The following is a 12,964-nucleotide window of genomic DNA, read 5'->3' as shown; positions in this document are numbered from 1 at the left end:
GGCGGGCGACTGCCTCGTGCCTACAGGCGGGTGATTCTGCGAATTTCCTGCCACATCAATCGATAGGCGTGTGAGGCGGCAGAGCGGGGCATGAGTACCGGCACCGGCTTGCGCGCCTCTCCCATCTTCTCCACGTCACTGGCGTAGGGGATATAGCCCTTAAGTCGTTCCTTCAGTCGCTCGTCGCCCTGTTCCAGAATGGTTCGATGCAGCGTTTTGCGGCGGTCTACCATCGATAGGAACGGGTGAAATTTTGCCACCCGGATCTTCTTGTCTTTGGCGAACTGTCTCAACTGCTGCCAACTATTAATTGATAGCCAGGTGGGAATGGTGGGGACATAGACCTGATCGGCACAGGAAAGTACCTGTTCCGCCAGGTGGGACAGGGAGGGCGGACAATCCAGAATCACCAGACCGTAATCTTCCGACAGCGGGGCCAGCCAGGATTTCAGTGTGCTGCTGTTTTCCTGCTCAGCCAGCTTCACGTCCAGGTTGCGAAAGCTGGGGTGTGCCGGGATCAGGTCAAGTTTTGGGTACCGGGTCGGGTGAATCAGTCGGCCTACCGGGGTTTTGCCCTTCAGCAGTCGTGACGCTTTCTCCCCGGTAATGTCCGGGTCTTCGCCCAGATACCAGCTGGCTGCCCCCTGAGGGTCAAGGTCCCAGAGCAGGGTCGGTATGCCGGATGAGCTGGCCAGATAGGCGATGTTGACCGCCGCGGCGGTTTTGCCAACCCCACCTTTGAGGTTGTGAAAAGCGATAATGCGCATTCCGTTTTCTCTGTAGATATACAGCCCGTTCCGTGTGGGGAGGCCAGTTGCTGACTGTGACCGAGTGTCTATTCTCCACAGTGAGACGGGAAATTACAGTGATCATTGGTCTACCCCCTCTGTTAATGCCCTCGGCTCCCCTGTTAAAATCCTTGCCCCGAAGCGGTCCGCGTCCTGTATCGCGCTCACCGATTACATGTGGTCTTTCGTAGGGATCACCACTGACTGGAGTCAAACATGCCTGTAGTTACCTTGCCGGATGGCAGTCATCGCAGTTTTGCCCAAGCTGTTACCGTTCACGACGTTGCCGCCGATATCGGTGCGGGTCTGGCCAAGGCCGCCCTTGGTGGGCGGGTGAATGGCAAGCTGGTCGATATGAGTTACCTGATTGCCGATGATGCTGAGCTGGCCATTATTACCGAGCGCGACGAAGAGGGTGTCGATATTATTCGTCATTCCACGGCGCACTTGCTGGCCATGGCCGTCAAGGAGCTGTTTCCGGAGGCTCAGGTAACCATCGGGCCGGTTGTCGACAACGGCTTCTACTACGACTTCAAGTTTGAACGCCCGTTTACCAACGAAGATCTGTCGCGCATCGAGAATCGCATGGGCGAACTGGCCAAGCAGGATATTCCGGTCACCCGTTCCGTACTGTCCCGTGTCGAAGCGGTAAAGCTGTTTGAAGACATGGGCGAGGAATACAAGGTTCGCATCATTGAGGACATTCCGGGCGACGAGGATCTGTCCTTCTATCGCCAGGGCGACTTCATTGATCTGTGTCGCGGCCCTCACGTCCCAAGTACCGGAAAACTCAAGGCTTTCAAGCTGACCAAAGTGGCGGGTGCCTACTGGCGTGGTGATACCAATAACGAGCAGTTACAGCGGGTTTATGGTACTGCCTGGGGTAACAAGAAAGAACTGAAGGCTTACCTGCATCGTCTTGAAGAAGCCGAAAAGCGGGATCACCGCAAGATCGGCAAGAAGCTTGATTTGTTTCACATGCAGGAAGAAGCGCCGGGCATGGTGTTCTGGCACCCGGATGGCTGGACCGTGTATCAGCAGATCGAGCAGTACATGCGCGACAAGCTGCGTAACCACGGTTACCAGGAGATCAAGACACCGCAGGTGGTGTCACGGACCCTGTGGGAGAAATCCGGTCACTGGGACAAGTTCCATGATGACATGTTCACCACCGAATCCGAGAAGCACGATTTTGCCATCAAGCCGATGAACTGTCCCTGCCACATTCAGGTGTTCAATCAGGGCCTGAAGAGCTACAAGGATCTGCCGCTGCGGCTGGCTGAATTCGGCTCTTGCCATCGAAACGAGGCTTCCGGTGCGCTGCATGGAATCATGCGTGTTCGCGGCTTTACTCAGGATGATGCCCACATTTTCTGTGAAGAAGATGCGATTCAGGCGGAAGTGTCCCGCTTTATCGCGCTGCTGCATGAAGTCTATGAAGACTTTGGCTTCAGCGAGATTTTGTACAAGCTCTCCACCCGTCCCGAGAAGCGGGTGGGGTCTGATGAAGTCTGGGACAAGTCTGAGGCGGCATTGGAAGAAGCGTTGAACCGGGAAGGTGTAGACTGGGAGTTGCTGCCGGGTGAAGGCGCATTCTACGGGCCCAAGATCGAGTTCTCGCTCAAGGATTGCATTGGCCGGGTCTGGCAGTGCGGTACCATTCAGGTCGACTTCTCCATGCCAGGACGTCTTGGCGCCCAGTATGTGGCCGATAATTCCGAGCGTCGCACGCCGGTCATGCTGCACCGGGCGGTATTGGGTTCCTTTGAGCGTTTCATCGGTATTCTGATCGAAGAATACGAAGGTGCTTTCCCGACCTGGCTGGCTCCGACCCAAGTCTCGGTACTGAATATTACCGACAGCCAAGCCGAGTATTGCCAGAATTTGGCTAAAAAATGGCAATCTTTGGGCTATAGGGTTAATGCTGACTTGAGAAACGAGAAGATCGGCTTTAAAATCCGCGAGCATACTTTAAACAAGGTTCCCTATCTGGTCGTCGTTGGCGACAAAGAAGTGGAAGCCGGCGCCGTTGCGGTGAGAACCCGCAAAGGGGAAGACCTGGGAACCATGACGCTGGAAGCATTCGAATCGCTACTGCAAGAAGCGGTTGAACGCAAAGGCAAAATCTAAGACGGAGATCTTATTATTAAACAGCGAACGAATCGGGGTGGCCGCGCACCACGCGCACCTATCAATGAGAACATTGACGCAACAGAAGTCCGGCTGATCGACGCCGAAGGCGAGCAGGTCGGTATTGTATCCATCGAGGATGCTCTGAAACGGGCGGAAGAAGCTTCTCTTGATCTGGTTCAGGTCACGGATTCCGATCCCGTTGTCTGTAAGATAATGGACTACGGCAAGAAGATCTTCGAAGAGAAAAAGGCCAAGGCGGCTGCCAAGAAAAAGCAGAAGCAGACGCAGGTCAAAGAGCTTAAGTTCCGTCCAGGAACTGAAGAAGGGGATTATCAGGTCAAACTACGCAACCTGATACGTTTCCTTGAGAACGGGGACCGCGGCAAAATCACTATTCGCTTCCGTGGGCGTGAGATGGCACACCAGGAAATTGGTATGAAACTCATGTCCCGCATCGAGACGGATATTGAAGAGCTGGCTACGGTAGAGATGCGGCCGAAAATGGAAGGCCGGCAGATGACCATGGTTGTGGCGCCCCGTAAGAAGAAGTGATTCCGGAACAGTGACTCATCCCCCGCAGTCGCGGGGGATTTGTCGTTTCAGAAGCACATGCGTTGTTTTCAAAATAGAATGCGGAGTTTTAAAAAATGTCCAAGATGAAAACCAAAAGCGGGGCCGCCAAGCGGTTTAAGAAAACCGCCAAAGGCTTCAAGCATAAGCAGTCCTTCACCAGTCATATTCTGACCAAGAAGAGCCCCAAGCGTAAGCGTCAGCTCCGTGGTACCAAGCTGATTGCCAAGGCCGATGTGGCTTCCATCAAGCGTATGATCGGGCAGTAATCGCCCACTGGTTTAACAGAAGGATATAGAATATGCCTCGCGTAAAACGTGGTGTGGTTGCACGCCGTCGTCACAAGAAGATTCTGAATCAGGCCAAAGGTTACTACGGTGCTCGTAGCCGTGTGTTCCGTGTTGCCAAGCAGGCGGTTATCAAAGCGGGTCAGTACGCTTACCGTGACCGTCGCAACCGCAAGCGTCAGTTCCGTGCACTGTGGATTGCCCGTATCAATGCTGGCGCCCGTGCCAATGGTCTGTCTTACAGCCGTCTGATCGCTGGTCTGAAGAAGGCTAACGTTGAAATCGATCGTAAGGTTCTGGCCGATCTGGCCATGAACGAACAGCAGGCATTTGCTGCTGTTGTTGAGAAGGCCAAAGCGTCTTTGTGATCGCTTAGCTCTTTCAGCGATTGCTGATCGATAGGGTGCTGGTTCAAGGCGCCCGATGATAGGGGAAGGGCGCGCTCTTCCCCTATTTTTGTTATAGGGCTTCTGAATGAATCCTCGATGCCCGGTTCGCCAGCGAACACAGCAGGATGTATTCAGAAGCCTTTCAAGCAATTCCATATCTGGTTTGGAGCAGGGTCAATGGAAAACCTGGAGCAACTTGTTCAGGACGGGCTGGCCGCGGTCGATAAAGCCGCTGGTCTGCAGGAACTGGATCAGGTCCGCGTCGATTACCTGGGTAAAAAAGGTGTGCTTACCCAGCAACTGAAGTCCCTCGGCAAGTTGTCTGCCGAGGAGCGCCCGGCGGCCGGACAGAAGATCAACGAAGCCAAGGTTCAGGTTCAGCAGGCAATCAATGCCCGTCGGGACGCTCTTGAGCAGGCGGCCATGGATGCGAAACTGGCCAGTGAATCCATTGATGTGACCCTGCCGGGCCGTGGTCAGGACCTGGGTGGGTTGCACCCGGTCACCCGCACCCTGCAGCGCATTGAGCAGTTCTTCGCCAGGGCAGGCTACAGCGTCGAGCAGGGGCCGGAAATCGAAGATGATTATCACAACTTCGAGGCGCTCAATATTCCGGGCCACCATCCGGCCCGCGCCATGCATGACACCTTCTACTTCAATCCCGGAACCCTGCTGCGTACCCATACGTCGCCGGTTCAGATCCGTACCATGGAGGCTTCCAAGCCGCCGTTCCGGATGATCTGCCCGGGCCGGGTGTATCGCTGCGATTCTGATATGACCCACACGCCGATGTTCCATCAGGTTGAGGGCTTGCTGGTTGAAAAGAATGTCAGCTTTGCTGACCTCAAGAGCACCGTTGAGGAGTTCCTCCGGGTGTTCTTCGAGCGTGATCTTGCGGTGCGTTTCCGCCCGTCCTACTTCCCGTTCACTGAACCTTCGGCTGAGGTGGACATTGAATGGGGTCGGGAAGAGGATGGCAGCATCAAGTGGCTGGAGGTCATGGGCTGCGGCATGGTCCATCCCAAGGTATTTGAACACTGCGGCATTGATCCCGAAGAGTATCGGGGCTTTGCGTTTGGTCTGGGCGTAGAGCGTCTGGCCATGCTGCGTTACGGTGTGAACGATCTGCGGATGTTCTTCGAGAACGATCTGCGTTTCCTGCGTCAATTCCGTTAACAGCGAACACCATCGAATCGAGTCAATACCGCAAACCGGCATCAGAACAAGGCATACAACATGAAATTCAGTGAACAGTGGCTACGGGAATGGGTCAATCCTGCAATCGATACACAGGCACTGGTGGACCAGATCACCATGGCGGGTCTGGAAGTCGATGGCTTTGAGCCGGTGGCTGGGCGTTTTACCGGCGTTATCGTCGGCGAGGTGGTGGCCGTAGTTCCCCATCCGGATGCCGATAAGCTGCGGGTGTGCCAGGTTGCCGGTGGCGAAGAAGTCGTGCAGGTCGTGTGTGGCGCACCCAATGTGCGTGAAGGTCTCAAGGTGCCATTTGCGGTCGTGGGTGCGGTGTTGCCTGGTGACTTCAAGATCAAGAAAGCGAAACTCCGCGGCCAGCCTTCGTTTGGCATGTTGTGTTCCGAATCGGAGCTGGGCCTGTCTGATAGCCATGAGGGGCTGATGGAGCTCGCGGCAGATGCACCTACCGGCGAAAGTCTGCGGGATTACCTGAAGCTGGATGACGTTTCCATCGACGTAGACCTGACCCCGAACCGTTCCGACTGTCTGTCCATTCGTGGTATTGCCCGGGAAGTGGGGGTTCTGAACAGTCAGCCGGTTGAAGGTCCGGAAATCGAGCCAGTGGCTGCGACAACCAGTGAGCGCGTCGAGGTTGAGGTGCGCGCTCCGGAAGGCTGTCCGCGTTACCTGGCGCGGGTGCTGAGCAACGTCGATCTGAGTGTGGGTACGCCGTTGTGGATGCAGGAGAAGCTGCGCCGCAGTGGCATCCGTTCCATTGACCCAGCGGTGGACGTGACCAACTACGTCATGCTCGAGCAGGGCCAGCCGATGCACGCGTTTGATCGCGAGGAGATCAAGGGTGGCATTGTGGTACGGATGGCGGAGGCCGGTGAAAAACTGGTACTTCTGGATGGCCAGGAAGTGACTCTGGATGAGGGCACGCTGGTGATTGCCGATCACGAGAAGGCGATCGCCATGGCGGGCATCATGGGCGGTGAGCACTCTGGCGTCAGCGAGAACACCCGTAGCCTGATCCTCGAAGCGGCTTATTTCGATGCCATTACCCTGGCGGGTAAAGCTCGTGCTTTCGGTCTGCACACCGACGCCTCTCACCGCTTTGAGCGGGGCGTTGACTATAACCTGGCACGGGATGCCATGGAGCGGGCAACGGCGCTGTTGATGGATATCGTGGGTGGCGAGCCCGGCGAAATTATTGAGGTTGTCAACGAGGCCGAAATGCCGGACGAGTTGCTGATTGATCTGCGTGAGCAGCGTCTGGCCGATGTGTTGGGGCTGCAGATTGATCGCACAACTGTTGAGGAGATTCTCTCGCGACTGGGTTTGCACATCGACAAGCTTCTAAAGAATGGCTGGCAGGTGCGTGTGCCCAGCTTCCGACCGGATCTGGCCATTGAGGAAGACCTGATCGAGGAAGTGGGTCGTATTTTTGGCTATAACAATCTGCCAGTCACTGAGCCGATGGGCTCCCTGGGGCTGACGGCGACGCCCGAGGCGACCCGTCCGCTGTCGGCGGTACAGAGTTTCTTTGTATCCCGCGGCTACCAGGAAGCGATTACCTACAGCTTCGTTGACCCGAAGGTACAGGCCCTGGTCTCTCCCGATGAAGAGGGCATCGAGCTGGCTAACCCGATTTCAGCGGACCTGTCAGTCATGCGCACCACCCTGTGGAGCGGCTTGTTGAAGACGGTGGCTTACAACCAGAATCGCCAGCAACCGCGAGTCCGTCTGTTTGAGACTGGCCTGCGTTTCGTGCGTCGGGACGGTGAGATTGAGCAGCGTCCGATGCTAAGCGGCGTAGTTGCCGGGCCCCAGGTGCCGGAAAACTGGCTGAACGGTCGCCGCGAAGCCGACTTCTTCGACGTTAAGGGCGAGCTTGAGGCGCTGTTCCAGATGCTTGGTGTTAATGTTGAGTTCCGTCGTGGCAGTCATCCGGCGCTGCACCCGGGGCAGACGGCCGAGCTGGTGCTGGATGGCCAGTCAGTCGGCTGGCTTGGGGCATTGCACCCGCAAGTGCAGAAAAAACTGGAACTTAATGGCACGATTCTGATGTTTGAGCTATTCTTGAATCCAGTCGTTACCGGTTATGTGCCTAATTTCAAAGTAATTTCAAAATTCCCTGAAGTTCGCCGGGATTTGGCTATTATTATCGGCAATGAGACGGCTTTTGCGGATGTAGAACGTGTCGTCAGGAATACGGCGGGAGAGAATCTCACGTCGGTGCGTGCGTTTGATGTTTATGAGGGCGAAAGCCTGGGTGAGGGCAACCGTAGCCTGGCTTTGAGCCTGTTCTGGCAGCATCCGGAACGAACACTCAACGAAGATGAAGTGCACGGACTCTTCGACGGCGTGATTGGCGCACTGAAGGAAGAGTTGGGGGCGACACTGAGGAGCTGATTGAATGGCAGCGTTGACGAAAGCGGAAATGGCAGAGCGCCTGTATGAGGAATTAGGTCTCAACAAGCGTGAAGCCAAGGAAATGGTAGAAGCTTTTTTCGATGAGATCAGGGGCGCACTCAGCCACAACGAACAGGTCAAATTGTCGGGATTCGGCAACTTTGACCTGCGCGACAAAAAGCAGCGGCCGGGACGAAACCCCAAGACCGGTGAAGAAATCCCGATCAGCGCACGTCGTGTTGTGACGTTCCGCCCGGGCCAGAAACTGAAGCAGAAAGTAGAAGCGTATGCTGGAACCCAGTCATAACAACGAACTTCCCGTCATCCCGGGCAAGCGCTATTTCACCATAGGTGAAGTGGCCGAGCTGTGTGCGGTAAAAGCGCACGTGTTACGGTACTGGGAGCAGGAGTTTCCGCAGCTGTCGCCGGTCAAACGTCGTGGTAATCGCCGTTACTACCAGCGTTCCGACGTGATTACCATTCGTCAGATTCGAAGCTTGCTGTACGATCAGGGCTACACCATCGGTGGCGCCAAGCAGAAGCTCAGCAGTCATGAAGTGAAAGACGATACCTCCCAGTACAAGCAGCTGATCCGTCAGATGATCACCGAGCTGGAAGAAGTCCTGGAGGTTCTGGGTGCCCCCATCAAATGATGGCAGTGCTGAAATAAAAAGCCGAAGCTCATGACTTCGGCTTTTTTGTGCCTGGCACGCCCGTCCTGAACAAGCATTATCCCTTCCAACTACCTACTGCTTCCGGTGAGGTTCCATGCATGCCAACCAGTAATTCGAATCATCAATCAAGACATCGCCGTGTGTACGCGGCGCTCTTTTCGGCGTTGAGCCTGTTGCTACTGGCAGGGGCTTCTATGGCCCATGCTGCCGGGGCTGGCGGCTTGAACATGACCAGCCATCCCATTGGTTACCTGGCCGTCGCGATTTTTGTTCTGGCCTATGCCTTTGTGATGCTCGAAGAAAAGCTGCATATGCGTAAGTCCAAGCCGGTTCTGTTGGCCGCAGGCATCATCTGGTTTCTGGTAGCTGGCCTGGCTGCGGCCAATGGTGACAGTGAAAGTGCGAACGAGGCGCTTGGGCACAACCTGCTGGAGTATTCCGAGCTGTTGTTGTTCCTGCTGGTCGCCATGACCTACATCAACGCGATGGAAGAGCGACAGTTATTCGATGCGTTGCGGGCCTGGCTGGTGAACAAGGGGTTCAGCTACGCGGGTCTGTTCTGGATTACCGGGATCCTGGCGTTCCTGATATCGCCGGTGGCCGACAACCTGACGACCGCCTTGCTGATGTGTGCTGTGGTCATGAAGGTCGGCGAGAACAGTCCCCGTTTTATCGGGATGGCCTGTATCAATATCGTGGTGGCCGCGAATGCTGGTGGTGCTTTCTCGCCGTTTGGCGATATAACCACACTGATGGTCTGGCAGAAGGGGGTCGTTGACTTTACCGAGTTCTTTGCACTGTTCGTGCCTTCGTTGGTGAACTTCCTGGTTCCAGCAGCCATTATGCACTTCTTTATTCCCAATGAGCCGCCCGAAAAGGCAACGGAAAAGGTCATCATGAAGCGGGGCGCTCGCCGCACGGTGGTGCTGTTCCTGCTGACGATTACTACGGCGGTACTGGGACACAACTTCCTGCACCTGCCAGCGGTTGTCGGGATGATGATGGGGCTGGGTTACCTGCAGGTCTTTGGGTACTACCTGCGCATCAGTTTCGAGCGTAATGTCGCTAAGGAACGAGCGTGGGCTGCTAAGGAGCAGAATGAGCGTCTGCTGGCCCGCCTGGATAATGCCATTCCCTTCGACATCTTCAGCCCCATTGCCCGGGCGGAGTGGGATACGTTGCTGTTCTTCTATGGTGTCGTGCTGTGTGTGGGCGGCCTGGGCTACATCGGCTATCTCAGTGAGGTCTCCACCTTGTTGTACACCAACTGGAACCAGACCGCGGCTAACGTGGCGGTTGGGGTTTTGTCCGCCATTGTTGATAACATTCCAGTGATGTTTGCAGTGCTCTCCATGGAGCCGGAGATGTCTCATGGGCAATGGCTGCTGGTGACGCTAACCGCGGGTGTAGGTGGTTCCATGCTGTCCATCGGCTCTGCCGCAGGGGTGGCGCTGATGGGGCAGGCCCGAGGGTATTACACCATGATGACGCACCTGCGTTGGACGCCGGTGATTGTGCTTGGCTATGGGGCCTCAATACTGACCCACCTATGGCTGAATGCAGAGCTATTCTGAACGGGCTCTGACTGCGACGCTTTCTCTTGAGGTGTTGGGCGGCCATATTGGCATGGTCCGCCCGGCATGAGGGCAGGGTGATTCGCCCTGAAATGTTTGCTGTGTTGTCTAAAATTCTTGCGATGGCTTCAATTGCTGCTAAGATGATAATGATTATCATTAAGGATAGTGAGGTCGCCTATGCGGTTTTTGTGTCATGCCCACCTGAACGAGCTTTCGGCCCTGGGCCAAAGCGAAAAAATGGATCTCTGGTTTAACTGGATGGCGGAGGCTGGTAATCATTCCGATCGTCAGAATTGGCCGCAGGTTGTCAGCTATGCCGGCTGTGCTTTCGATCTCGCTTCAACTTCCCTCCGTGAGCCTCGGCCTGGCATGGTCGTTGAGATGGTGCTGGCGGCAATCTGTCTTGCCGAAGTGCTCCAGAAGCTGGCTCATCCTGAGTTGGCGGACGCCGTTATCGAGCTGGCATTGCAGCGCTTGAACGACGATGCTCCCAGGGAATTTGCCGCAACATTAAGGGATCAGGCGAAACGCCTGCGCTTTTTCAGCGACTATATGAGCTGGCCGGCATTGGCGGGCTCAAGCGCTCATCAGAGAAAAGCCAACGTGATTCATTGAGGTGCGGCGATGAGACAGCAAAGAACTGGTCCGGCCAGGGAATTTGCCGGAGCCGAAAGCGTTACCGTAACGCTCAGCAGTGAATGTCTGTGGCGTCTGCTTTGTGAGCAGGAGCTGCATGTGGATGAGTTTTCGTGCGGTGATGTCCGCTCAAGAGAAAGCGTTCGTTTGATGCTTCTGAAGATCGTCAGTTTGCGGTGACTGAGGGGGAGAAAAAAGAAAGCCCGAACCTTTCGGTATCGGGCTTTCTTTTGGGATATGGTCGGGACGGCAGGATTTGAACCTGCGACCACCTGCACCCCATAAAGATTGATTGTCATCCAGCCCAATCTAATCCAAACCAAGTAAAATCATCTACCCATTGATACCAAAGACTTTTCTGTTTTGCGCTTTCCAAGGAAATCCAATAGCATCCAGTTTAAGCGAACGAGAAACGGTGACCAAACGGTGACGAGAATTCAGGTTAATACGGATTGGGTGCGATGGGGACCATTACAGACAAGCAGATGAACTCAAAGCCAGATAAATCAGTTTGGCTAACGGAGGACGCTCCGAGAGGGTGCGGGCGTTTTATGGCTCGAATCCTGAAAAGCGGCGACCGGCTGTTCTATTTTCGTTACACCAATTCTGACGGCGACCGAATCTTTCTTCCGATTGGAAACTATGATCAGTCTGGCAAGGACGGTTTGACCCTGCGTGAGGCCAGAACAAAAGCCGGAGAGCTATCCCGTCTTTACCAGAGCGGTGTTCGAGATTTAAAAGAGCACCTGGATGCAGAGGAGGTCGCTCGCAAAGCTGCCCATGAGGCTGAGATGGCGCGGATGGAGGCCGAGCGGGAAGCTGCTGAGGCTGAGATAGCTCGTCAGGCGGCCCGTAAGACAGTATCAGAGCTCTTTGAGCACTGGGCTGACATTGACCTAAAGAACCGAAAGGACGGCGGCGCTGAGGTTCGTAGGATCTTTGAAAAAGATGTCCTCCCCAAGATTGGTGAGCTTGCCGTTGAAGATGTGAAGAAGGGGAACGTAATTGAGATTGTGGATTCCCAACTCAATCGGGGGGTAACCCGGCTGGCCAAGTTAACCCTGAGCCTGATTCGTCAGATGTTTCGGTTTGCTGTTGATCGGGATCTCATTGAACATGACCCTACAGCCAGTATCAGGAAATCCAAGATTGGCGGTAAAGAGGTCGAGCGAGACCGGGTCTTGAGTCGCGAGGAGATCAAGGCCCTTGCCACGCAAGTTCCTGCGGCTCAGATGTTGCCTTCAACCTCAAGTGCCATCTGGATCATGTTGGCTACATGCTGTCGTATTGGTGAGCTCGTTAAGGCAAGGTGGCTCGATATTGATTTTGTTCGTGCCCTTTGGACAATCCCTGCTGAAAACAGTAAAAACGGGAAACCGCATGAAGTTGCATTGTCTGAATTTGCGCTTGGATGGTTCCATGACCTGAAGTCCTACACTGGCGACTCAGAGTGGTGTTATCCAAACTCGAAGTTAACCGGTCCGGTGTGCCCGCGCACGATCACTAAGCAAATCGGCGACAGACAGTTGCCAGAGGGACGTGAACCGCATAAGGGTAGGAGTTCGCGTGGACAGACATTGATTGTACCAGGTGGTAAGTGGACGCCCCATGACCTTCGCCGGACAGGAGCCACTTTGATGACAGCATTGGGAATCATGCCAGAGGTAGCAGAGCGTTGCCTGAATCACACAGAAGAGAACAAAGTGAAGCGGGTCTATCAACGGCACAGCTATGGTCCCGAAAAGAAAGAAGCATGGGATACGCTTGGCTCTCACCTTGCTAAGCTTCACAAGGCTGGTTCGACAATGGGCTCTCAGGAGGTTGAAAGTGACGCGTAAGGTTAGTGCAGTTTTGATGACGTCTCTAGCGGATCTTGAGCGGGATGGTGGTATCGACGTTCAAGAGTTGTTGAGGTCCCAAAAGAAAGAGGAAAGAAATATTTGGTGTCGTATTCCTAATCAGCTACAAGCCTATGGGTTCTACCCCGTTACTGCGGACACTTCTGAAAAGAGGCACAATGTGCCAAAGGAGTGTTCATGTCCAGACGCAGAAAATATAGCCCAGAGTTCAAACGCGAAGCCATTGCTTTGACCCGCCAACCCGGTGTGAGTTGTCGACAAATAGCTTTGGAGATCGGCATCAATCCCAACCTACTGACCCGTTGGCGCAGAGAAGCGGATGAGGAGACGGACAAGGCCTTCAAAGGCTCTGGCTCTCCCAGAGACGAGGAGGTTGCCCGTCTCAAGCGAGAACTGGCCCGTGTGAAGAAGGAGCGTGATTTTTTGCGCGAAGCGGCAGTGT

Annotated in this window: 14 protein-coding genes; 13 read left to right on the top strand and 1 reads right to left on the bottom strand. The window is 54.9% G+C overall.

Features of this window, described 5'->3' with window-relative positions; genetic code table 11:
- Positions 1 to 20: 20 nt before the first annotated feature.
- The gene (locus BLV11_RS11660; RefSeq protein WP_091814182.1) at positions 21 to 767 is read right to left on the bottom strand and encodes a ParA family protein; all 747 of its coding nucleotides are present in this window, start codon (positions 765 to 767) and stop codon (positions 21 to 23) included.
- 237 nt (positions 768 to 1,004) lie between these two features.
- Here BLV11_RS11660 and thrS point away from each other — a divergent pair, with 237 nt between their 5' ends.
- The 13 genes from thrS to BLV11_RS11600 all read left to right on the top strand — a co-directional run.
- Positions 1,005 to 2,918 carry a threonine--tRNA ligase gene (gene thrS / locus BLV11_RS11655; RefSeq protein WP_091814179.1) on the top strand — a complete coding sequence of 638 codons (1,914 nt, stop codon included), beginning with the start codon at positions 1,005 to 1,007 and terminating at the stop codon, positions 2,916 to 2,918.
- A gap of 15 nt (positions 2,919 to 2,933) precedes the next feature.
- A complete protein-coding gene (gene infC, locus BLV11_RS11650) occupies positions 2,934 to 3,473 on the top strand; it encodes a translation initiation factor IF-3 (protein ID WP_091814175.1) in 540 nt (179 codons plus the stop codon).
- Positions 3,474 to 3,568: 95 nt separating this feature from the next.
- Positions 3,569 to 3,760, top strand: coding sequence for a 50S ribosomal protein L35 (gene rpmI / locus BLV11_RS11645; RefSeq protein ID WP_091814171.1), 192 nt, complete (start codon positions 3,569 to 3,571; stop codon positions 3,758 to 3,760).
- A 32-nt stretch (positions 3,761 to 3,792) separates the two neighbouring features.
- Positions 3,793 to 4,146 carry a 50S ribosomal protein L20 gene (gene rplT, locus BLV11_RS11640; RefSeq protein WP_091814168.1) on the top strand — a complete coding sequence of 118 codons (354 nt, stop codon included), beginning with the start codon at positions 3,793 to 3,795 and terminating at the stop codon, positions 4,144 to 4,146.
- Between the two features lie 198 nt (positions 4,147 to 4,344).
- The gene (gene pheS / locus BLV11_RS11635) at positions 4,345 to 5,343 is read left to right on the top strand and encodes a phenylalanine--tRNA ligase subunit alpha (RefSeq protein WP_091814165.1); all 999 of its coding nucleotides are present in this window, start codon (positions 4,345 to 4,347) and stop codon (positions 5,341 to 5,343) included.
- A 60-nt stretch (positions 5,344 to 5,403) separates the two neighbouring features.
- Entirely contained in the window at positions 5,404 to 7,776 is a 2,373-nt protein-coding gene (gene pheT / locus BLV11_RS11630; protein ID WP_091814162.1) for a phenylalanine--tRNA ligase subunit beta, read from the top strand.
- A gap of 4 nt (positions 7,777 to 7,780) precedes the next feature.
- Positions 7,781 to 8,083: an integration host factor subunit alpha gene (gene ihfA / locus BLV11_RS11625; protein WP_007151838.1), complete on the top strand. Its 303-nt coding sequence runs from the start codon at positions 7,781 to 7,783 to the stop codon at positions 8,081 to 8,083.
- Entirely contained in the window at positions 8,064 to 8,429 is a 366-nt protein-coding gene (locus tag BLV11_RS11620) for a MerR family transcriptional regulator (RefSeq protein ID WP_091814159.1), read from the top strand. The genes ihfA and BLV11_RS11620 overlap by 20 nt, the downstream gene beginning before the upstream one ends.
- Positions 8,430 to 8,644: 215 nt before the next feature.
- Entirely contained in the window at positions 8,645 to 10,024 is a 1,380-nt protein-coding gene (nhaD, locus tag BLV11_RS11615) for a sodium:proton antiporter NhaD (RefSeq protein WP_091814155.1), read from the top strand.
- Between the two features lie 180 nt (positions 10,025 to 10,204).
- Positions 10,205 to 10,642 (top strand): hypothetical protein, encoded by a 438-nt coding sequence (locus tag BLV11_RS11610; protein WP_091814152.1) that lies wholly within the window; start codon positions 10,205 to 10,207, stop codon positions 10,640 to 10,642.
- A gap of 9 nt (positions 10,643 to 10,651) precedes the next feature.
- The gene (locus tag BLV11_RS18225) at positions 10,652 to 10,843 is read left to right on the top strand and encodes a hypothetical protein (protein ID WP_139173233.1); all 192 of its coding nucleotides are present in this window, start codon (positions 10,652 to 10,654) and stop codon (positions 10,841 to 10,843) included.
- A gap of 281 nt (positions 10,844 to 11,124) precedes the next feature.
- On the top strand, positions 11,125 to 12,501 hold the full coding sequence (locus BLV11_RS11605; protein ID WP_091814148.1) for a tyrosine-type recombinase/integrase: 1,377 nt from the start codon (positions 11,125 to 11,127) through the stop codon (positions 12,499 to 12,501).
- Positions 12,502 to 12,699: 198 nt separating this feature from the next.
- On the top strand, positions 12,700 to 12,964 hold a 265-nt coding region (locus BLV11_RS11600), incomplete at its 3' end, for a transposase (protein ID WP_139173232.1).

Origin of the sequence: Marinobacter mobilis (assembly GCF_900106945.1) — a bacterium.
In the GTDB taxonomy this organism is placed as follows: Bacteria; Pseudomonadota; Gammaproteobacteria; order Pseudomonadales; family Oleiphilaceae; genus Marinobacter; species Marinobacter mobilis.
Note: the sequence above shows the minus strand (reverse complement) of the source record. Positions and strands in the feature narration are given on the sequence as shown.